The 19334-nt window shown below is 61.2% G+C and carries 20 protein-coding genes and 2 pseudogenes; 13 read left to right on the top strand and 9 right to left on the bottom strand.

Annotated elements, in window-relative coordinates; all coding sequences use genetic code 11:
* Window positions 1-86: 86 nt before the first annotated feature.
* A complete protein-coding gene (locus MUN79_RS01570) occupies window positions 87-509 on the bottom strand; it encodes a VOC family protein (protein ID WP_244676068.1) in 423 nt (140 codons plus the stop codon).
* Between the two features lie 188 nt (window positions 510-697).
* Here MUN79_RS01570 and MUN79_RS30550 point away from each other — a divergent pair, with 188 nt between their 5' ends.
* Genes MUN79_RS30550 through MUN79_RS01560 form a run of 3 tightly spaced genes read left to right on the top strand, consistent with a single transcriptional unit; the run spans window position 698 to window position 2729 of the window.
* The gene (locus tag MUN79_RS30550; protein WP_311136633.1) at window positions 698-892 is read left to right on the top strand and encodes a hypothetical protein; all 195 of its coding nucleotides are present in this window, start codon (window positions 698-700) and stop codon (window positions 890-892) included.
* The gene (locus MUN79_RS01565; protein ID WP_311136632.1) at window positions 856-1680 is read left to right on the top strand and encodes a GlxA family transcriptional regulator; all 825 of its coding nucleotides are present in this window, start codon (window positions 856-858) and stop codon (window positions 1678-1680) included. The genes MUN79_RS30550 and MUN79_RS01565 overlap by 37 nt, the downstream gene beginning before the upstream one ends.
* Window positions 1681-1739: 59 nt before the next feature.
* Window positions 1740-2729 carry an ABC transporter ATP-binding protein gene (locus MUN79_RS01560; RefSeq protein ID WP_244676067.1) on the top strand — a complete coding sequence of 330 codons (990 nt, stop codon included), beginning with the start codon at window positions 1740-1742 and terminating at the stop codon, window positions 2727-2729.
* A gap of 69 nt (window positions 2730-2798) precedes the next feature.
* Here the strand turns inward: MUN79_RS01560 and MUN79_RS01555 are convergent, their stop codons facing one another.
* The 3 genes from MUN79_RS01555 to MUN79_RS01545 form a co-directional block, all read right to left on the bottom strand.
* Complete coding sequence (locus tag MUN79_RS01555; RefSeq protein ID WP_244676066.1) at window positions 2799-4367, bottom strand: sensor histidine kinase; 1569 nt, start codon at window positions 4365-4367, stop codon at window positions 2799-2801.
* 2 nt (window positions 4368-4369) lie between these two features.
* Window positions 4370-4660 (bottom strand): nitrogen regulation protein NR(II), encoded by a 291-nt coding sequence (locus MUN79_RS01550; RefSeq protein WP_244676065.1) that lies wholly within the window; start codon window positions 4658-4660, stop codon window positions 4370-4372.
* 121 nt (window positions 4661-4781) lie between these two features.
* Window positions 4782-5216 carry a BLUF domain-containing protein gene (locus MUN79_RS01545; protein WP_244676064.1) on the bottom strand — a complete coding sequence of 145 codons (435 nt, stop codon included), beginning with the start codon at window positions 5214-5216 and terminating at the stop codon, window positions 4782-4784.
* A 267-nt stretch (window positions 5217-5483) separates the two neighbouring features.
* On the opposite strand from MUN79_RS01545, the gene MUN79_RS01540 reads away from it, so the two are divergent.
* From MUN79_RS01540 to MUN79_RS01515, 5 genes and pseudogenes are all read left to right on the top strand, one after another.
* On the top strand, window positions 5484-6404 hold the full coding sequence (locus tag MUN79_RS01540) for an esterase-like activity of phytase family protein (RefSeq protein WP_244676063.1): 921 nt from the start codon (window positions 5484-5486) through the stop codon (window positions 6402-6404).
* Window positions 6401-6661, top strand: a complete 261-nt coding sequence (locus tag MUN79_RS01535) for an esterase-like activity of phytase family protein (protein WP_244676062.1) — start codon at window positions 6401-6403, stop codon at window positions 6659-6661. The genes MUN79_RS01540 and MUN79_RS01535 overlap by 4 nt, the downstream gene beginning before the upstream one ends.
* A gap of 205 nt (window positions 6662-6866) precedes the next feature.
* Window positions 6867-7960 (top strand): annotated as a pseudogene (locus MUN79_RS31655) (chemotaxis protein CheB).
* 125 nt (window positions 7961-8085) lie between these two features.
* Window positions 8086-9156 carry an SDR family NAD(P)-dependent oxidoreductase gene (locus tag MUN79_RS01520; protein WP_244676060.1) on the top strand — a complete coding sequence of 357 codons (1071 nt, stop codon included), beginning with the start codon at window positions 8086-8088 and terminating at the stop codon, window positions 9154-9156.
* Between the two features lie 117 nt (window positions 9157-9273).
* Complete coding sequence (locus MUN79_RS01515; protein WP_244676059.1) at window positions 9274-10299, top strand: aldo/keto reductase; 1026 nt, start codon at window positions 9274-9276, stop codon at window positions 10297-10299.
* Window positions 10300-10390: 91 nt separating this feature from the next.
* On the opposite strand, the gene MUN79_RS01510 is transcribed toward MUN79_RS01515, so the two are convergent.
* Window positions 10391-11329, bottom strand: coding sequence for an NADP-dependent oxidoreductase (locus tag MUN79_RS01510; protein WP_244676058.1), 939 nt, complete (start codon window positions 11327-11329; stop codon window positions 10391-10393).
* A gap of 174 nt (window positions 11330-11503) precedes the next feature.
* On the opposite strand from MUN79_RS01510, the gene MUN79_RS01505 reads away from it, so the two are divergent.
* Window positions 11504-11944, top strand: coding sequence for an AraC family ligand binding domain-containing protein (locus MUN79_RS01505; protein ID WP_244676057.1), 441 nt, complete (start codon window positions 11504-11506; stop codon window positions 11942-11944).
* 103 nt (window positions 11945-12047) lie between these two features.
* Window positions 12048-12392 carry a helix-turn-helix transcriptional regulator gene (locus tag MUN79_RS01500; RefSeq protein WP_244676056.1) on the top strand — a complete coding sequence of 115 codons (345 nt, stop codon included), beginning with the start codon at window positions 12048-12050 and terminating at the stop codon, window positions 12390-12392.
* Between the two features lie 26 nt (window positions 12393-12418).
* Here MUN79_RS01500 and MUN79_RS01495 read toward each other — a convergent pair whose 3' ends face one another.
* Window positions 12419-13636 carry a hypothetical protein gene (locus tag MUN79_RS01495; protein WP_244676055.1) on the bottom strand — a complete coding sequence of 406 codons (1218 nt, stop codon included), beginning with the start codon at window positions 13634-13636 and terminating at the stop codon, window positions 12419-12421.
* Between the two features lie 170 nt (window positions 13637-13806).
* On the opposite strand from MUN79_RS01495, the pseudogene MUN79_RS01490 reads away from it, so the two are divergent.
* A pseudogene (locus tag MUN79_RS01490) lies at window positions 13807-15180 on the top strand (amidohydrolase); the annotation flags it as partial.
* Window positions 15093-15398, top strand: coding sequence for an amidohydrolase family protein (locus MUN79_RS31650; RefSeq protein WP_375378231.1), 306 nt, complete (start codon window positions 15093-15095; stop codon window positions 15396-15398). The pseudogene MUN79_RS01490 and the gene MUN79_RS31650, both read left to right, overlap by 88 nt.
* A gap of 210 nt (window positions 15399-15608) precedes the next feature.
* Here the strand turns inward: MUN79_RS31650 and MUN79_RS01485 are convergent, their stop codons facing one another.
* Entirely contained in the window at window positions 15609-17363 is a 1755-nt protein-coding gene (locus MUN79_RS01485; protein WP_244676053.1) for a T9SS type A sorting domain-containing protein, read from the bottom strand.
* 210 nt (window positions 17364-17573) lie between these two features.
* Between MUN79_RS01485 and MUN79_RS01480 the strand changes: the two genes are divergently transcribed.
* On the top strand, window positions 17574-18098 hold the full coding sequence (locus tag MUN79_RS01480; RefSeq protein ID WP_244676052.1) for a GNAT family N-acetyltransferase: 525 nt from the start codon (window positions 17574-17576) through the stop codon (window positions 18096-18098).
* Window positions 18099-18133: 35 nt separating this feature from the next.
* On the opposite strand, the gene MUN79_RS01475 is transcribed toward MUN79_RS01480, so the two are convergent.
* Window positions 18134-18751, bottom strand: a complete 618-nt coding sequence (locus tag MUN79_RS01475) for a hypothetical protein (protein ID WP_244676051.1) — start codon at window positions 18749-18751, stop codon at window positions 18134-18136.
* Window positions 18726-19046 (bottom strand): serine hydrolase, encoded by a 321-nt coding sequence (locus tag MUN79_RS31645; protein WP_375378230.1) that lies wholly within the window; start codon window positions 19044-19046, stop codon window positions 18726-18728. The genes MUN79_RS01475 and MUN79_RS31645 overlap by 26 nt, the downstream gene beginning before the upstream one ends.
* Between the last annotated feature and the right edge of the window lie 288 nt (window positions 19047-19334).

The following is a 19334-nucleotide window of genomic DNA, read 5'->3' as shown; positions in this document are numbered from 1 at the left end:
GGGCCACACGCAGTAGTACGGAGAAGTAGCGGCCTGCGTTGGTAAACCGCCTCACTGCCCATGGTCCGGCACCCAATCAACCTGTACTACTGCGCAGCGGGTTTGTCGTAGTTAAACATCCAGTCGATGCCGAACTGGTCGGTGAGCATGCCGAACCGGGCGCCCCAGAAAGTATCTTCCAGAGGCATGATAATGGTGCCGCCTTCGGCAAACTGCCGGAACAGCGCGGCAATTTCCTCCTCACTCTGGCAGTTCACCGACAAGGAAATCATGTTGCCCTTCGTGATTTGGTGCATACCCGCATCCGAGGCCATCAGCACCAGGTCCTCGGTAGTCAGTATGGCGTGCAGCACGCTCTCCTGGCCTTCGGGCCCGACTTGCTCGGCGGCGGGCGTGCCGGCAAAGGGCTGAATCATCAGGTCGCCGCCCAGGCACTGCTGGTAGAAGGTCATGGCGGCGCGGCAGGTGCCGTTAAAGGTGAGGTAGGGAGTCAGGCGGGGCGTTTTCATGGAGTGAAGAAAGAAAGTGAGAAATGAAGTTGAGGCAGGCAATAATTTTTACTAATATATATAGTATTATTGGCCTGCTGATTACCTTGTGGCGCCAACAAAATTAGTAATGCCGGGGCGCTATATAGGGGGCGATTCCGACGAATTCAGGGTTGATTGCGACACCCGCTTTCCTTAACTTTTCTCTTATGAAGCACATTGCCATCCTCGTTCCGCAAGGAGCCGTTCTGGGCAGCATCGAGGGGCCCCGCCTGGTTTTCTCGGAAGTGAATGCCTTACTGCGCCGCCTGGATAAGCCCCCGCTGTTCGACATTCAGCTGGTAGGCCTGACGTCCGAGACGCCGGTGTGCGGCGGGCTGTACTCAGTGTACACCCCCACCTGACTACTGACGTACCTAAAACCGACCTGGTCATTATCCCGGCCGTGGATGGGGACCCGGCCGTGGCCCTGGCCCGCAACCGCGACTTTCTGCCCTGGATAATCGAGCAGTACCGGGGCGGGGCCGAAGTGGCTTCGCTGTGCCTGGGCGCATTTCTGCTGGCTGCCACCGGCCTGATTGACGGGCGGCAGTGCACTACGCACTGGGCCGCCGCCCACGACTTCCGCCGCATGTTTCCGCAAGTCGAGCTGGTGGAAGACCGGGTGGTGACTGATGAGCACGGCATTTATTCCAGCGGTGGGGCCTTTTCCTACCTCAATCTGGTCTTGTACCTGGTGGAAAAGTACGCCGGCCGCGAAATTGCGCTGGTGTGCGCCAAGGTGTTCCAGATTGACATTGAACGGGTCAGCCAGTCGGCCTTCATCATGTTCAACGGGCAGAAGGAGCACGGCGACGAGCCCATCAAAAAGGCCCAGACGTACATTGAGGACAACTATCAAGAGAAGATAACCGTGGAGCAGCTGGCCGATATGCTAGCTTTGGGGCGGCGTAATCTGGAGCGGCGCTTCAAGAAAGCCACTTCCAACTCTGTAGTCGAATACATTCAGCGGGTGAAAATCGAGGCGGCCAAAAACAGCCTGGAATCGTCGTTGGAAAACGTGAACGAGGTGATGTACCAGGTAGGCTACTCCGACCCCAAGGCGTTTCGTAGTACTTTTAAGCGCCTGACGGGCCTCTCGCCGAAACAGTACCGCAACAAGTACAACCGGACGCTGGCCCCGGCTTCTTAGGTGGCCGGCCCGGCGGAGTGGGGCGGCGACTTCACTTTAGTTATTCCTTTACGGCACGTATGAGTTGGTTGAGCGTTTCGGGAATATCCTTGCAGGAAAGGGGAAACACGGTTTTAGAAGACATTAGCTTTAGTCAGCGGCAGTTTCAGAAGCTGGCCATAGCCGGGGAAACCGGGGCCGGCAAAAGCACTTTGCTGCAAATCATTGCCGGCCTGACTCAGCCCACGGCCGGCACCGTGCGCTTCGAGGACCGCCGGGTGAAAGGCCCAGTGGAAGTCCTGATTCCGGGCCACGCGGGCATTGCTTTTCTCTCGCAGCACTTCGAGCTTCCGCCTTCCCTGCGGGTAGAGCAGGTGCTGCGCTACGCCAATAAGCAGGCCACCGTGACGGCCGAGCAGCTGTATGGGCTCTGCCGCATCGGGCACCTGGCCACCCGCCGCACCGACCAGTTGTCGGGCGGGGAGCGGCAGCGCATTGCCCTGGCCCGCCTGCTGCTTGGCTCGCCGCGCCTGCTGCTGCTCGACGAGCCGTTTTCCAACCTGGACCGGGCCCACCGGCAGATTCTTAAGGCTGTGATTCACGACATCGGGGCGCAGCTGGGCATCACCTGCCTGCTGATTTCCCACGACCCGGCCGATACCTTGTCGTGGGCCGAGGAAATCCTAGTGATTCAGAACGGCCGGCTGGTGCAGCAAGGCCCGCCCGAGCAGATTTACCGGCGGCCGGTAAACGAGTACACGGCCGGCCTGTTTGGCGACTACAACCTGCTGCAGGGCTCCGTAGCGGCGGCCCTAGCGGCGGGTGCCGACCTGCCCCGCAAGCGGAAGCCCCTGCTGGTACGTCCGGAAAACGTGCGGCTGTCCGCCTCCTCTGAAATGGGCCTGGCGGCCACAGTGCAGGCGGTGCGGTTTTTCGGCAGTTACCGGGAAGTAGATGTGCTGTTGCAGAACACCAGCATCCGGGTTAAAACAACGGCTGCCTACCGGAGTGGAGATTCAGTAGCCGTAGCCATAGCGCCGGAAGACTTCTGGTATTTGCCAAGTAAGTAAAAGTCTGGCTCGTAGCCGTTTGATTGTTGGGGGTAAGAGCTGGAATGCACCTGTTCCTGCTCAGACGGTTTATTCGAACCAGTACACGGTGAACGTGGTGCCCTCGCCCAAGGTGCTGCTTACTTCTAGGTGGCCGCCGTGGCTGTCCAGAATGCGTTGCACCAGATAAAGACCTACGCCGGCACCGGGTACGCGCGGGTGCTGGCGCTCAAAGAGGTGAAAGGCCGGAGTGGTACCGTTGGGCAGCTTCATACCTACGCCATTATCCTGCAAGGTAAGCTGGGGCTGGCCGCTGGGCGAAAGGCTACTGACCAGCACAATGTGTGGGGCCCGCTCGGGGTGCGCAAACTTCAGGGCGTTGCTGAGCAGATTGTGCAGCACGCTGCGTAGGTTGGCCCGGCCATATACCAGCGCCGGCGCCGCCTCGGTCTGAATGTCGATGGTGGCCTCGGTTTCCTGGACCTGGGTGCGCAGGCCCAGCAGGATTTCCTCTACTATGCTGCTTAGGTCCAGGGCCTCGGTGGGCGCGCTCAACTCGCGCTGGTCCTGCACGGTGGCTGCCAGCTCCTGCAGGGTACCGTCGAGCTGGCCCAGGGCCTCATCCACCATATCCAGGATGACTTTCTGCTCGGGGTCGTCGAAGGTGGCTGAGCGGCGCAATTCGTCGAACAGCCCCCGCAGGTTGAACAGCGGCTGTTTCAGGTCGTGGGAAGCCGTGTAGACGAAGGTATCCAGGTCGCGGTTGGTGCGGGCCAGCTCGTCGTACTGGCTTTGCAGCACTTCGCGCAGGCGGTGCTGGTCGTCTACGTCGGTGCAGGTGCCAAACCAGCGCAGACCCCGGGTATCGGTCAGGCGGCGGGCCCGGATGATGTGCCAGCGGTACACCCCGTCGTGGCGGCGCATGCGGTACAGGCCCTCGTAGTCGGCGCCGCTGGCTACGCACTGCACCCAGCGCCGGGCGGCCGTAGCCTGCTCACTGGTGTCGAGCAGGCCTACCCAGCCGGTCGGGCCCAGCTCTTCGGGTGTGCGCCCGGTGTACTCAGCCGTGTGGCGGTTGTAATAGTCGATAAAGCCCTCGGCCGAAGCCGTCCAGATCAGCTGGGCAATGCTGTCAGCCAGAAAGCGCAGCTCGGCCTCGCCGCGGCGCAGAGCCTCGGCCAGTTCCCGCTGGTCGTGGATTTCCGTCACGGCTCCGTGCCAGAATACGGGCTTGTCGGGGGCGTGCAACTCGGGCAGGGCGCGGCTCAGCAGCCAGCGGTACTGCCCGTCGTGGCGGCGCAGGCGGTACTCGAAGCTCCAGCCGATGCCCTGGGTCCGGGCCGCCTCCGACTGGTAGAGCACCCGCAGCCGGTCGTCGGGATGAATCAGCAGGGGCCAGATGGCGTTCAGATCGGTGGTGGGCGGCTGGCCGGTGAAGTAGTACCACTGCGGGCTCACGTACTCAAACCGCCCTTCGGAGTCGATGCTGAAGGTAATCTGCGGGGCCGTTTCGGTGAGCACCCGCAAGCGGGCGTCGAGGCGGCGGGTTTCCAGGGCCAGCTCGTGGGCCCGCTGCCGGGCTTCCTCCTGCCCCGTTACATCCACGGCAAACAGTAGCAGACCCAGGGGCTGCTCATCCTCATCCTGCAGGGGCTCCATGCTTAGGTCAAAGTAGCGAGGCGTGGCCGGGCCCCGGCGGCATCGAGCAGGGGCAGGGCATAGGCCTTGGCTACGTACGGCCGCCCCGACTTGTACACCTGCTGCATTACTTCCAGCAAGTCGGCGGCCAGCACGCCCAGGTGGTTGGCCAAAGGCTGCCCCTCGGGCGTGTCGCCGCCGAGCAGGGCCTGCATGGCCTCGTTTACAAACCCGTAGCGCAGCTCCGGCCCCAGCAGGGTGGCAATGCCCGCGGGCATGTGCCGGAGAATACTCTGAAGCTGCTGTTCGCGCATGAGCTAGTGGGCGGAGAAGAAGAAAAGAAGCTGCAAATATCAGAAACCTAACCTGATCTGTAGAGCGGGGTAGGGGTGGTAGGCTGAAGCTGAAGCGGTACGGAAAAGGGCGGCAGGCTGGCTAAACGGTCGTGGGCGCGTCGGGGCCGAACACGGCCTGCCGCACCAGGTCCACAATCAGGGCATCGGCAATGGTGAGGGTTTCGGGCGTGGCCGGCAGCTGGTGGGGCAGGAAAAAGCCTTCCAGGGTGTGAAAGCCTTCCGTTTCAATCGGGTGGAAGGCCATGGACCAGTCGGGGAAGCTACGCTCCGTAATAGCCTTGTTGGCCAGCTGCTGCACGTTGGAATGGCGCCCGTCGCGGGAAATTTTCTCGTACAACGGCTCAATAACGGCAGGGTCGCCTTCGATAAGCTGGGCAATGTTGCCGTGGCTGTAAAACAGGATGCCCGTCACGTTATGCCGGGCGTTGTCGCGGCGGCACTGAGCCAACAGTTCCTGCAGGTCTTGGTCGGACAATGGCCGGACCGCCCGGCTCATGTACACAATGTGGTTCATGCTAGATACGACGGAGGCCCTACCCGCAGGCTCCGGATGATAGACAGTAAAATCCGGCGGGGCAGGGCAAAAGCACCAGACGAGTTTGCAAGATACGGCTGGAGCGGGGATGAGGATGAGCTACCGTTGAGCTTATTCACTATTTGACGGCCGGCTTGGCTCTCCGGGCGGGGCTGCGCAAGCATAACATTGGCATAACTTCAGCCCCAGCTGCAATGGCGTACTTTGTTTTTCCTTCCTCCTTTCTCTCCTCTATTTCCTTTTCCAATGAGCAAAATCTTCTCTGCGGCCGCCCTGCTGCTGGCCGGCTCGGCCCTGCCCGTGCTGCTGGCCTGCGACAAAAATGACGACGCGCCCGATGCCAACGCCGCGCCTACCTCGGTAGCCTCCCTGCGCTATATCGGAGAAGCCAAAGTGCCCTTCAAGCAGGAGTACAACGGCACCACGCTGGGCGGCTTCTCAGGCCTGGACTACCGCCCCGACAACAACTCGTACTACCTGATGAGCGACGACCCGTCGGACTTGCAGCCCGTGCGCTACTACACTGCCGCACTGAACTTCGATGAGAAAAGCTTCTCGGGCGTCACCTTTACCGGCGTCACGACGCTGAAGCGGCCCGATGGCACTGTGTTTCCCAAAACCGGCTCCGACGCCACGGCCATCTACGCCCGCATCGACCCGGAAGGAATTCGCTACGATGCCGCCACGGGCCACGTTATCTGGTCCAGTGAAGGCGTGCGTAATCTGACCACAACCCCGGCGGTGCTGAACCATCCTTTCCTGCGCGAAGCCAACCTGGACGGCTCCCACGTGGCCGAGTTTGGCTTGCCGCAGCTGTTCCAGATCAAAGCCACCGACAACGGCACCCGCTCCAACGGCTCCTACGAGGGCCTGTCCATCTCGCCCGGCGGCCGGTTTGTGTTTACGGCCCAGGAAGAGCCGATTTACGAGGATGGCCCACGGGCCGCGTTTGGCGTCGCGGCCACCACGCGTATCGTGAAGTACGACAAGGCGACCCGGCAGGTGGTGGGGCAGTATGCCTACAAGCTCGACGCGGTGCACAAGGAGCCCGTGCCCGCCACGCAATTTCAGCTCAACGGGGTCGTGGAGGTGCTCGCCCTGTCGGAAACCAAGCTGCTGGTCATGGAGCGTTCCTTCGCCGTGGGGCCACGCCCGATTACGTGGTGAAAATCTACGAAGTGGACCTGAGCGCCGCTACCGACGTCAACAGCCTGGGCGGCCTGCAGGGCGCTACTTACACGCCCGTGGCCAAGCGCCTGGTGCTGGATGTGGCCTCTACCGGCGTAGCCCGCATCGACAACCTGGAAGGCATGACTTTTGGGCCCAAGCTGGCCAACGGGCATTTTTCCCTGATTCTGGTGTCGGACGACAACTTCGGCTCGACCCAGGTTACCCAGTTCTTGGCCTTCGAAGTAATGCCCTAACCAGCACGACGAAGTCAAGTAAACCAAGAAGCGGAAGCTGGGAACATCCCGGCTTCCGCTTCCTACGTTTAGGGGCTTGCCGCCGGGCGAAGATCAACGGGCCGCCTGCTTTTGCGTATTCTGCAATCAGGGTGCTACCTTCTGGCGGCCTTATCGGGTTGTTTCCGAAAGGCGGGGAGCAGGGTACCGGTTACTTCCAGGTATCATGACTGTAAAGAAAAAGGGTGCTTCTGCCAAGCATGACATTGTCGTTATTGGTGCCTCCTCCGGGGGCGTCATGGCGCTGCTGGATTTGGCCAAAACGCTGCCCCACGACTTTCCTGCCCCTATTCTGGTGGTGCAGCACATGGCCCCCTACGCCCAGAGCCTGCTGCCACAGCTGATCAGCGACGTGTCGGCGCTGGAGGCCCGGCACCCGCGCGACGGCGAGGCCCTCAAGCCCGGCGTTATCTACGTGGCTCCGCCCGACCATCATGTGCTGGTAGAAAACGACCGGGTGCTGGTGAAGCGCGGGCCCAAGGAAAACCGGTTCCGACCCTCGATAGATGCCCTGTTTCGCTCGGCCGCCTACGGATATGGGCCCCGGGTTATCGGGTGGTACTCACCGGCTACCTCGACGACGGCACCTCGGGGCTGTGGTGCATTCAGCGCCTGGGCGGCGTCACGGTGGTGCAGGACCCCGACGATGCCGATTCGCCGGCCATGCCCACCAATGCCCTGGAGTTTGTGCAGGCCGACCACATCGTGCCGCTGGCTGAACTGGGAGCCTTGCTGGTGCGCCTCACGGCCGAGCCGGCGGCGGCCCGGCCCAAAGTGCCCAAGGTGTATAATGAGCTGTTGGGCATTGAGGTAAGTATTGCCAAAAACGCCAGTGCCTTCGAAATGGGCATTATCGACCAGGGCCAGCTTACGGCCTTTACCTGCCCCGACTGCCACGGCGCGCTTACCCAGCTCATTGAAGGTAAAATAATCCGCTTCCGCTGCCACACCGGCCACGCCTACACCATCAGCGCCCTGCTGTCGGAAGTGTCGGAGTCGGTGGAAAGTTTGCTGTATCAGTCGATGCGCGGCCTGGAGGAAAGCAAGATGCTGCTTCAACACCTGGGCGAGCATTTTGCCAAGGACGGGCAGCCCAGCGTAGCCGACGTGTTTATGAGCAAGGCCGCGCACACCGAAAAGCAGGCCCGGGCCCTGCGCAAGTCCATTTTCCGGCACCAGGCTTTCAGCGGCGACCTGGCCCCGAGAAGCGCACGGAATAGACCGTCGGGGCCGAAATGGGAACGTATTTGGGGGGCTTAAGGAGCGTCAAAAGGGAGCAAGCTGAACGCTAAAACCGCGTTTGCAGCAAGCTGGGCTATATCCCGGCGGGAAAGTGGACCGTATGGGTAGGGTAGTTTACCTAATTACTCTCGACCCAATCTCGTATGCATTCGTCTACTTCGGCTCCCGGATTTTTCTTTCCCCCAACTCCCACTCCCCGCCTGATGTCCTGGGCCATGGGCTTGCTTCTGCTGCTGGCCTGGGTGCTGAGCAGCTGCGCCACGTCCAAGCCGGGCTCGGCAATACAAAAGCAGGTACAGGGCAAAACCTACGTCATTATCGGGGCCTCCAGCGGCTTTGGCCGGGGCATGGCCGAGCAGCTGGGCACGATGAAAGCCAACGTGGTGCTGGCCGCCCGTCGCACCGAACTGCTGGAAGAAGTCGCCACCAAGATTCGGGCTAGCGGCGGACAGGCCCTAGTCGTAACCACCGACATCAGCAAGCCCGAGCAGGTGCAGAATTTGGCTGATGCCGCTATGAAGCAGTTTGGCCGCGTGGATGTATGGGTCAACGACGTGGGTGTGGGCGGCATCGGCCGCTTCTGGGAAATTCCGCTCAACGACTACTCCCAGATGATTGACGTCAACCTCAAGGGCATCATCTACGGCAGCCAGGCGGCCATCAAGATCTTCCAGACCCAGGGCAGCGGCACACTCATGAACCTGGGCTCGGTGGAAAGCGAAGTGCCGCTGGCCTACCACGCCGTGTACGCCTCCACCAAAGGGGCCATCCGCAACCTCGACCAGGCCCTGAACAACGAGCTGCGCCTCAACGGCTACAAGAACATCAAGGTCGTGACCATTGAGCCCTGGGCCGTGGACACGCCTTTCTGGGGCCACGCGGCCAACTACAGCGGCGGCACGCCCCGCATGGCCGCCATGGACCCGCCCAGCAAGGTCGTCAACGCCATGGTGCGCTCCTCGGTGCGGCCCCGGCAGGAACTGCCCGTAGGCTGGAAGGCCCGGGGCGCGTTTTTCTCGCACAATATCATGCCTCACTTCACGGAGCGGCTCTCGGCCAACATCATTCACCGCTACCAAGTTAAAACGGCCCCGCCGGCCCCGACTACCACGGCTTCCCTATACCAGCCCGTGCCCACCGGCCGCGGCGTGGACGATGGGGTGAAGCCCCGCATCAAGGCCGAAAACCGGCAGCGGAAGCAGAAAAAGCAATAAGGTAACGGGGCCGGGCCAACTATCGGGCCTGGGGCTGGTTGTGTGGTAGCCTCCGCGCCAACGGTGTGGAGGCTACTGCGCTTTCTACCTACTACCACAACCACAATTACCACGACTATGAAGTACAACCTCTTGGGCAATACCGGCCTGAAAGTATCGGAGCTGTGCCTGGGCACCATGACCTTCGGCGGCAAGGGCTGGGCCAAGGCCATTGGGGAGCTGCCCCAACCTGCCGTCGACGCCCTGGTAAAACGCTCCGTGGAAGCGGGCATCAACTTTTTGGACACGGCCAACGTGTACTCAGAGGGCGTATCGGAGGAAATGACCGGGCAGGCCATCCGCAACCTGGGTTTGCAGCGCGACGACCTGGTGGTGGCCACCAAGGTGCGGGGCAAAATGGGCGAAGGTCCTAACGAGGTGGGCCTTACCCGTAAGCACATCGTGCAGCAGGCCGAGGCCAGCCTGCGCCGCCTGGGCACCGACTACATCGACCTCTACCAGATTCACTCCTACGACCCGCTCACGCCCCTGGACGAAACCCTGCGCGCCCTCGACGACCTGGTGCGCAGCGGCAAGGTGCGCTATATCGGAGCCAGCAACCTGGCGGCCTGGCAGCTGATGAAGGCCCTGGCGTATTCGCAGTACACCCACAAGGAAAAGTTCGTGTCGTTGCAGGCCTACTACACCATTGCCGGCCGCGACCTGGAGCGGGAGCTGGTGCCCTTGCTGCAGGATCAAAAGCTGGGCCTGCTGGTGTGGAGCCCCCTTGCCGGCGGCCTGCTCAGTGGCAAGTACAGCCGCGAAGACGAGCAAAACCAAGACTCGGGCCGCCGGGGCCGCTTCGACTTTCCGCCCGTCGACAAGGACCGCGCCTTTACCATCGTGGATGCGCTACGGCCCATGGCTGAGGCAAAGGGTGCCACAGTAGCGCAGTTGGCTTTGGCCTGGCTACTGCACCAGCCCGTGGTGAGCAGCGTCATTATTGGGGCCAATAAGCCCGAGCAGCTCGAAGATAACCTCAAGGCCGTGGACGTGCAGTTCAGCCCCGAAGAACTGCAGCAACTCGATGAGGTAAGCAAGCTGGCTCCGGAATATCCCGGCTGGATGCTCGACTTCACCGGCGGCGACCGGCAGCCTGAGTAAGCTGGCTTTCGAGTAAACCACAACGCCCGGCTTCCTGCGAAAGGAAGCCGGGCGTTTTAGCTAGTAGGAAGAAGGAGCTAGTAGCGCAAGCTTACAGCGTAATCACCACTTTGCCCTGGGTGCTGCCGGTCAGAATTTGCTCCAGCGCCCGGGGCAGCTCGGCAAAGGGCACCGTGAGCGACACGTGGGAGCGAAGCGCGCCGCTGGCCAGCAAGTCGGCTACTTCCTGCATGCCGGGCTGGTTGGAATCCACCAGCATAGCCTTGGCCGTTACGCCGCGCTGCTCGGCCCGGGTGGGCGTGTCGGGCGTGAGGCCCAGAATGCTGACCAGCGTGCCACCGGGCTTGAGTACTTCCAGGGAGCGAAGCTGGGTTTCGCCCGAGAGGCAGTCAAGCACTACATCCACCGGCTCCAGTACCTGCTCGAAAGCCTGCTGCTGGTAGTCAATTACCTCGTCGGCACCCAGGCTGAGGGCAAAGTCGCGCTTGGCGGCCGAGGCCGTGCCGATGACGTAGGCGCCCAGGTGCTTGGCCAGCTGCACCGCGTAGTGGCCCACGCCACCGGCCGCGGCATGAATCAGGACCCGCTGCCCGGCCTGCAAATTGGCCTGGGTTACCAGAGCCTGCCAGGCAGTGAGGGCGGCCAGGGTGGCAGCGGCGGCTTCGGCGGTGCTGGTAGTGGCGGGCTTGCGCACGAGGTGGGCGGCCGGGGCGGCCACGTACTCGGCGTAGGCGCGGGCGTGGCCGGGAAAGTTAATCATGCCGAAAACCTCGTCGCCGGGCTGCAGGGTGGTTACCTCGGCGCCCACGGCCTCCACGGTGCCGGCCACGTCCCAGCCCAGAATCAGCGGCTGCTCGTCTTTGAAGTGGCCGTACATAGCCTTGCCCTCGGTGGATTTGGCGTCCACGGGGTTTACGCTCAGGGCCTGAACGCGCAGCAGCACGTCGGTGGCGGCGGGAGTAGGCGTGGGCAGCTCGGTCAGGCGCAGGCCGCTGGGGCCAGTAGGCTCATGGAGGATATAGGCTTTCATGGAAAAGAGTAGAATGGTTAAAGAACAAGGCAAAGGTGAACTACTGCCCGACAGGAGCTGTGGTATGAATCGGGGATAATACGGAACGCAGCCGCTAAGGGAAGGCGTATCTGGCCGGAAATTGCCCGGTGGTGGCTACTATTGCGGCAGTATCGGTCGGTTTTTCCCTGAATCATGCAAGCAGAACTTTCCCACGCCCCGTTCGAAATCCTGGTGGAGGAAACCACGAAGTGGCGCAAGCGGCCTGAGAAGCACAATTTCTTTGAGCTGGTGCTGGTAGAGCAAGGCCAGGGGCGGCAGTGCATCAACTACCAGTTTGTGCCCTACCAACAGCACAGCATCTTTCTGCTGCCCCCGCTCAACTGCCACTCCTTTGAGGTGCTCACGCCCACCCGGTTTCTATTCGTGCGCTTCACCAACCAGGTATTCGACAAAAGCCGGGCGGGGAAATTGACTTCGAGGACTGGTTTCGCAAGATGTCCTACATCTTGGTCAACTACAACCGGGTACCCGGCGACATCATCCGCTCCGGCCCCGACAAGGAGCACCTGCTTCACCTGCTGCAGCTGGTGCGCCACGAGCACGCCCGGCACGACCGGTTCTCGGCCGGCATGATTCAGTCCTGCCTGGTTACCATTCTCAACATTCTGGCCCGCAACATCGAGGCGGCCTTTATGGCAGCCGGGGCCGGGCGGCTGCCGCCCCGCGCTTTCAGCAGGTGCTCAACCACGTGCAGCACCACCTCTTCGACAACGAGCAGCTGCGCGTGGCCCGGCTGGCCGAGGAGTTCCACGTCTCGGCCACGTACTTCGGGGAGTATTTCCGCCGCAACGCCGGCGAGTCGCTGCAGGAATACGTGCTCAAGTCGCGGCTGAAAGTAGCCGAGGCCCGGCTGCTGTACTCGGGCAACTCGGTCAAGGAAATTGCCTACGAGTTGGGCTTCAGCGACGCGAGTCACCTCTCGCGCCTGTTCAAGAAGTACCACGGCTACACCATTCAGGCCTTCAAGCAGCGCGGCGCCTTCGATTTGCTGACGGCCGGGGCCACGGCCTGCGCGGTCTGAGGGCTCATTTTCCGGCTTGCGCTTTATCAGGCGGGCAATGGTGCCGCCGCCAGCTCAATCCGGTGCTGCAAATCATCCAGCTGCTCAAAGCCGGGCTCATTGCTGCCAATAGTTGAGGCTTGCTGCAACTGCCGGCGGGCGGCTTGCAGCCAGCGGGTAGCCTCCGCCAGCTGGCCTTCGGCGTAGGCTACCGCGGCCTGGGCAAACAGGCCTTCTTCCGCAGCAAAGGGTTTGGCGGCCTGGGCCTGCTCAAGCCACTGGCGGGCGTACTCGGCGTTCTGGTCGTAGAGGGCGGCTACTACGGCGGCTTCGGTCAGCACGTACTGCTGCAGACCTACGGGACCGGTGTGGCGGCGCTCCAGGGCGGCGGCCAGGTGCTCTTCCATCAAGGTATGGTCGTCGCGGTCCTGGTAGTAGGCATAGGCGTAGAGGTGGGCGTAGAAATCCAGAACGGTGTGGCTGCGGTAAGCCAGGAAGGCCTCGAGCTGGGTTAGGTTCCAGTCGCGGGGACGGGTGCCGGCGTAGGCTACGCTCTGGAAGTAAAGCAGGCCCAGGTGCTGGTGCATGGCCGTGCCGCCCCGGACCAGGTGCCACAGCTTTTTGCCATCTATTGTGTAGCCCGACTTCAGCGTGAGTGGCAGTAGGTTGAAGACGCCGATAAGCAGGGAGGCCCAGCCAAAGTAAAACAGCGCATTCTCGAGCAGGTATTCCGTCCGCGAAAGGCTGAAGCCCACTTCTGGGGAGAATAGCACCGCCTGCCGCAGGTAGAGGGCCAGGCTGCCGGTCAGCAGGTTAGCCAGGGGGCCGCCGGCAATGTAGATAGCGTAGCGGCGGCGCAGGTGGCGGGCATGGGTAGGAAAGGCCTGCACCATACCTCCGAGTGATTCAATGGGCTTCTGAAGCCGCACCTGCCACCCGTTGGCGCGGCGGGTGATGCGCAGCCAGCTGGCGGCAAACGTCAGAAGGTGAAATCGGGCCAGCCAAGCCCCCAGCACGTGGCCGCCCTCGTGCACGACAATCAGCAGGAAGTAAAGCAGAAACAGCCCCACCACCCAACCCAGCAGCAGCAGGGGCCAGGCAATATCCAGCACGGCGGCCTGGTAAAGCAGCGTGTTTAGCCAGCGGCGACCATTAAACAGGAGGATAACGCCCCACAGAAAGCTCAGGGTAAACAGCCGACTGTGCCGCTGTTCTTTTTGCGCTTGCTGGGGAGTAGGTTTATCGGGCTTAGAGAAATCGAGCATACTGCAAGGGCAAGCGAAAAGGCGGTGCCGTGGATCTGAAACAGAAGGCACTAAAAATAGGTGCTGTGGTTGAGCAAACCGCGGGTGCCGGCCCACGCCCTGGAAGAAGGGTTGAGGGAAGTGCCAGAGTTTTTGGTATATTCACTATATACAATATTTGGTTGGAGCTAATGACCCAAGTGTCTATGAAGAAGCTACTGTGGAGCATACTAAGCAGCTGGCTGTTCAGCACCGGGGTTCAGGCTCAGCAGCAGCCGGCCGACATTGTCCTGCTGAACGGGCAGCTGTTTACGGCCGACCCGGGCCAGCCCGCCGCCCAGGCCCTGGCAATTCGGGGGGAGCGAATTGTCGCCGTGGGCACCACCGCCGCCATTACCAAGCTGGCCGGACCCAAGACGCGGCGCATCGATTTGCAGGGCCATACCGTCACGCCGGGCTTCAATGATGCTCACAACCACTTCAGCCCCAACCCCCGCGGCGTAACCTTGGCCTTTCGCAGCATGGAGCCCACCTGGGAAGAAACCACCCAGCTTCTGGCGGCTGCTGTGCAGCAGGCTCCAGCCGGAACCTGGGTCTTTGGCTCAGTGGGTGCCACGGTGGTGCTCAATGACCAGGTAAACCGCGCTACGCTCGACCAGCTGGCGCCCAATCACCCGGTATTGCTGCGGGCTTACTACGGGCACGGCTACATTGCCAACTCCCGGGCCCTGCAGCAGCTCGGCATCGGGGAGCAGGAGCCCGATCCGCTGGGCGGCTCCTTCGAGCGGCAGGCGGGCCGGCTCAACGGCCGGTTTTGGGAATACGCACAGTGGCAGCCCAGCCGCCGCCTCACTGCCCAGGCCTCCGATTCCCTGGCCCTGGCCGGGCTGCGGCAGCTCTCCGACGAAGCCGTGCGCTTTGGCATCACCTCGGTGCAGCTGTTTTCCTTTCTGCCTTTCGAGCGGTTTGTGCGCCTGCTAGCCCAGGCCCGATTACCAATTCGGGTGCGGGCTATTCCGTTTTCTCCCACTACTGCCCAGCAGCGCGACCTGAGCGAAGTTCGGCAGCTGGGTTCCCTGCAAAGTAAGCTGCCGGCCACTGTGAAAGCCAGCGGCATGAAGTGGGTGCTCGACGGGACGCCCTACGAGCGGGGTGCCGCTCTGCGCCAGCCTTACCAGGACCGGGCCGGCTGGAGCGGGCAGCTCAACTTCAGCCCCGCCGAAGTGGGGCGCATGGTGCAGGAATCGGTGACGCTGAAGCAGCAGCTGCTGGTGCACTGCGCCGGCGACCGGAGCGCCGAAGTGGTACTGCAGGCCATGGAAGCCAGCGGCCCGGCAACCAGCTGGCCGGCCCGGCGCCTGCGCATCGAACACGGCGACGGGCTGCTGCCCGACCTGCTGCCCCGGGCCCGCACGCTGGGCGTGGTGGTGGTGCAAAACCCGAGTCACTTCACCGAGCCCGGCCTGTTTCACCAGCGCTGGGACCCGGCCATGCAGCCGCTGGGCTCCCTGCTAAAGGCGGGCATTCCGGTGGCCCTGGGCTCCGACGGACCTCTGAATCCTTTTCTGAACATCATGTTGGCCGGCATTACACCCAGCCACCCTCGGAGGCTATTACCCGGCAGCAGGCCGTACAGGCCTATACTTACGGTTCGGCTTTTGCCGAGTTTGAGGAGAAAAGCAAAGGCCGGCTGGCGGTGGGACAGCTGGCCGACCTGGTGGTTTTGTCCCAGGATATCTTCACGGTGCCGCCCCGGAGCTGCCCAAAACCAGCAGTCTGCTGACGCTGGTAGGCGGGCGGGTGGTGTACGACGCGAAGGTGCTGAAATAAGCAAGTCAAGCGCTGAACCTTCAAGTAGTGCCTGCTGCTGGCCGCGCTAAAAAAGAACGCCCCGGCTGGTAGGCTAGGGCGTTGATAATAAGGACCGAAATTCTGGCGGGACTGGTATTCTCTGGCCTGAGCTGCCAGTCTCCCAGAAGCCCGAAGCTACTGGCTACTGCACGGCGAGTGAGCGTTGAATATAGTAGCTGCCGGCCTGGAGCTGTAAGTGGTATAGGCCAGTTGATAAACCCTGAAGTGGCAGCTTAATGCTCGTACTCGTGCCCGTTAGCCCCACGCGCTGGCTATACACTATAGTGCCGAGCGAGTTGGTAAGCGTCAGCCGGGCTTCAGTGGCGCTTGGAACTGCTGGTAAGCGTACGGTAGCAGCCGTGCGGGCCGGATTAGGGTACACGGCTACGCTTTCCAGAGGACTCATCGTGTTGGTGGCCAAGGAGGTGCTTTCTGTAAGCAAGGCCAGGAACCCCACTTCAGCATCTACCGAGCCGGGCAGCGTCTGAGTACCGAAGGTCGCTGATTGTATCACGCCGCCGGCTACGTAGAGGTTGCTGCCGTCCAGAATAAGAGAGGTAGCCTCATCATCCCGCGCAGAGCTTCCGCCGGCTTTTTGCGCCCAGTTAAAGCTGGCAGTGGTACCCTGTTCCGTGAGTTTACTTACGAATATGTCGCCGCTGCTGCCACTGGCATCGGTATTCGTGAGGGTGGTGTTACCAAAGACAGCGGTTGCGCTGCGAAACAGGCCCGCCACGTATATCCCGCTCGCATTGGCGGTCAGAGCCTGGGCAAAGTCCTGACCACTGCCGCCAGCTTGCTGGGCCCAGACGAAGCTGCCGGCAGTGTTGGTATCAGTGAGCTTAGCAACGTAGATGTCGCCGCCGCCGGTGGAAAGCAGAGTGGTGCCGCCAAAGTTGGCCGTGCCCTGAAAAAAGCCGGTAACGTACACACTGGAGCCCTGTAGGGCCAGGGCAGTAGCCCGTTTGAAAAACGGAACGTTCGTTCCGCCTGACTGCTGGGCCCAGACGAAGCTGCCGGTTGAGCCAGTATCAACGAGCTTGGCTACATATACTTCCTGGCTGCCATTGGCGGGCACCGTCAGCGTGCTGCTGCCGAAGGTTGCGGTTGTGCTGGCCACATCCCCGGTGATGTATACATTGCTGCCGCTTACGGCCAGGCCGGCGAGCGTTTCATTCCGCTGGCCGCCCGCTCTTTGGGCCCAGCTAAAGCTGCCCGTGCTGCCTGCATCCGCAATCTTAGCAACAAATACGTCGCTGCCGGAGCCGGCTTTATCGAGCTGGGTGGAGCCAATGGTGAGGGAGGTGCTTGAGAATTGTCCACCTATATACACGTTGCGGTTGCTGACGGCCAAGGCGTTGATTTCCTCGCTAAGGTTGGCGCCAACGGACAGCGCCCACGTAAAGGAGGCGCTGGAACCTGCATCGGTGAGCTTGGCGACAAAGCCATCCGAATACCTGGGACCGGTAGTGCTGGTACTACCGGCATTCTGTAAAAGAATGCCTCCCATAGCTACGTCGAAGGTAAAGGACCCGGCTACATAAACATCAGAGCCGGATACGGCTATGGCGGTAGCCCGTGAATCTGGGCCTCCAGCCTGCTTGACCCAGATGAAGCTCTTCGTGCTCGTATTCCATTTTGCAACGAACATGCTTCCCACGCCACCGCTTGTCAGAGCAATCGTGCCGAAAGTGACGGGCCCCAGAGCCTGACCGGCCAGGTAGATGTTGCCGTTGGTATCGGTGGCAGTGGCCTGAACATCCACAAAACAGGCGCTGCTTTGCCCGGGCTGCATGCCAATCACAGACTTCCATTCGGGCACCTGGGCGCAAACGGGCTTGACCAGCACCACGAGCAGCAGTGCCGGCAAATACCGAAGAATTGTAAATAGCTTCATAGGCTAGCGCCAGAATCGCGCTTAAAATTGAAAGGTATAGTCGAAGGTAGAAATGTAAGCTTATTAGGGCATAGCTTCTACCGGGAGTACTTTAAACAATTACTATATTTTCAACGTGTTCCTGCCGCATCAGCTTTTGTTGTAACCTCGGCTCCGGGTCTTGGCCGTTGCTAGGCCGCCCGGTACGTTACCTTCGCTTAAAATAGCGCTATGATTAAGCTTGCTCCCTTGCACTGGGAAAACGTGCGGCCTTTCTACAAGTGGATCAACGACCCGGAGGTTATTGAATATTCCATGTCGGCTTTCCAGAGCATGAGCACGGAAGCCGAGATTGATAAGTGGTTTGCCAAGACCTTACAGGATGAAGCCAGCCTCAACCTGGGAATCTTCATCGAGGCGACGAATGAGCTGGTTGGGTACGCGGGCATCTCGGGTATTTCCCGCCTCAACCAGTCCGGCGAATACTTCATCCTGATTGGCGAAAAGGCCTACTGGGGCCAGGGCGTAGGCACGGAAGTCACCCGGCAGGTGCTGGCCCTGGGCTTTGGCACGCAGCACCTCCAGCGGATTATGCTCACGGTTTCGGAGCCGAATGTGGGCGGGCTGAAAGCTTACCAGAGAGCGGGTTTCCAGGTGGAAGGCCGCCTGCGCAAAGCCTGCTTACGCCAGGGCCGGTTCCATGATAAAATCGTCATGTCGGTATTGAAAGACGAGTGGCCGCCGCTCGCATACTAGTGAAGGCCGGTAACTTTTGCTGCCGGGGTGTGGGCCTACTGCTCGACCGGCAGGTTGGTAAACGAGCCGGTTAGCTGGAGCTTGAAATAGGCGTAGCCCGTTGTTAGTGGGCTCAGAGCTAGGGTCCCATCGCTGCCGGTGCTAAAATTGCCGCTGATTAGGTGGCGCTTAGCGTCGTAGGCGGTGATGCGCAGGACGCCGGGCGTAGCGAGGGTACCATTCGCATCCAGAATAGCTACTTGTTTGGGGTAGTAGCGCAGGTACAAGCTACCCTTGACGTCACCGACGGGGGTATAGGTGGTGCCGTTGAGTTGGGTGTGGGAAAATTCGTAATCACCTACTACTCCCGGGCGTAGCTTGCTCAGGGGAATGCTGATAGCCACGAAGTCTTTATTGGGGAAGCTGCTGAAATTGAGCAGAGTGCCAAAGTATAGCGAGAAGTATCCCTGCTGCGCGTTCAGCGTTTTCATGCTGGCCGTGGCCGGAATCTGCTGGGTGGTGTAGGCCGTATCCAGCCGGATGCCTTCGCCAGGAAACAGAAAGGAGCGGGTTAGGGTGTGTTCAGCGGTTCCGGGCTCGGGGTCCGGGGTATGCTCTTTCTTACAGGAAAACAGGGTAGCGAACAGGCTAAGAATGAGTAGCGGGTGTTTCATGGGCACAAGATACTCGCGGCCTGGGGATCTTACGGCTGCGCCCGGGCCTCCCGCAAGGGGATGCCGGGCGCAGCCTTTGACATAGATAGTGCGCAAAGGACCACTTCAAACCCTTCTGGCCTTGCGTCACTATTTTCTCCAGATGCTCCCGTAATTGTTGCTGCATGTGAGAGGGGAATACCACCAGCTGCAAAATCAGAATGGCGGTAAAGGTCTTGGTCATGGAAGCCACCAGGAAGCGGGTGTGGCCAGTGACGGGCACCGCAAACTGGAAGTTGGCGTAGCCGTGCTGCACGAGCAGGGCGGCGCCGTTGAAGTGGCCAGCCTGGTATTCGGCCTTTAGAATCTTTCTTGCTCCGCGCTGGGCAAAGGCCGCGGGAGAGGTTAGTAACAGAGTAGCCAGTAGAAAGCGGGAAGAGGCATCGGGTAGCAGGCTCGGGAGTACGTTAGCCCCGCCCAAGGTAGAATGATTTCCAGGTGGGCTGTCTGGCGCTGTCGGGCAGTTGTGTGCGCACCCAGCTTTATGGTGCGCAGAGCCGTCAGAGTAGCATTTGAGCGCGGGGCTTCGTTTCGACCAAAAGCC

It is taken from the genome of Hymenobacter cellulosilyticus (assembly GCF_022919215.1).
GTDB lineage: Bacteria > Bacteroidota > Bacteroidia > Cytophagales > Hymenobacteraceae > Hymenobacter > Hymenobacter cellulosilyticus.
This window is presented reverse-complemented; position numbering and strand designations above follow the sequence as displayed.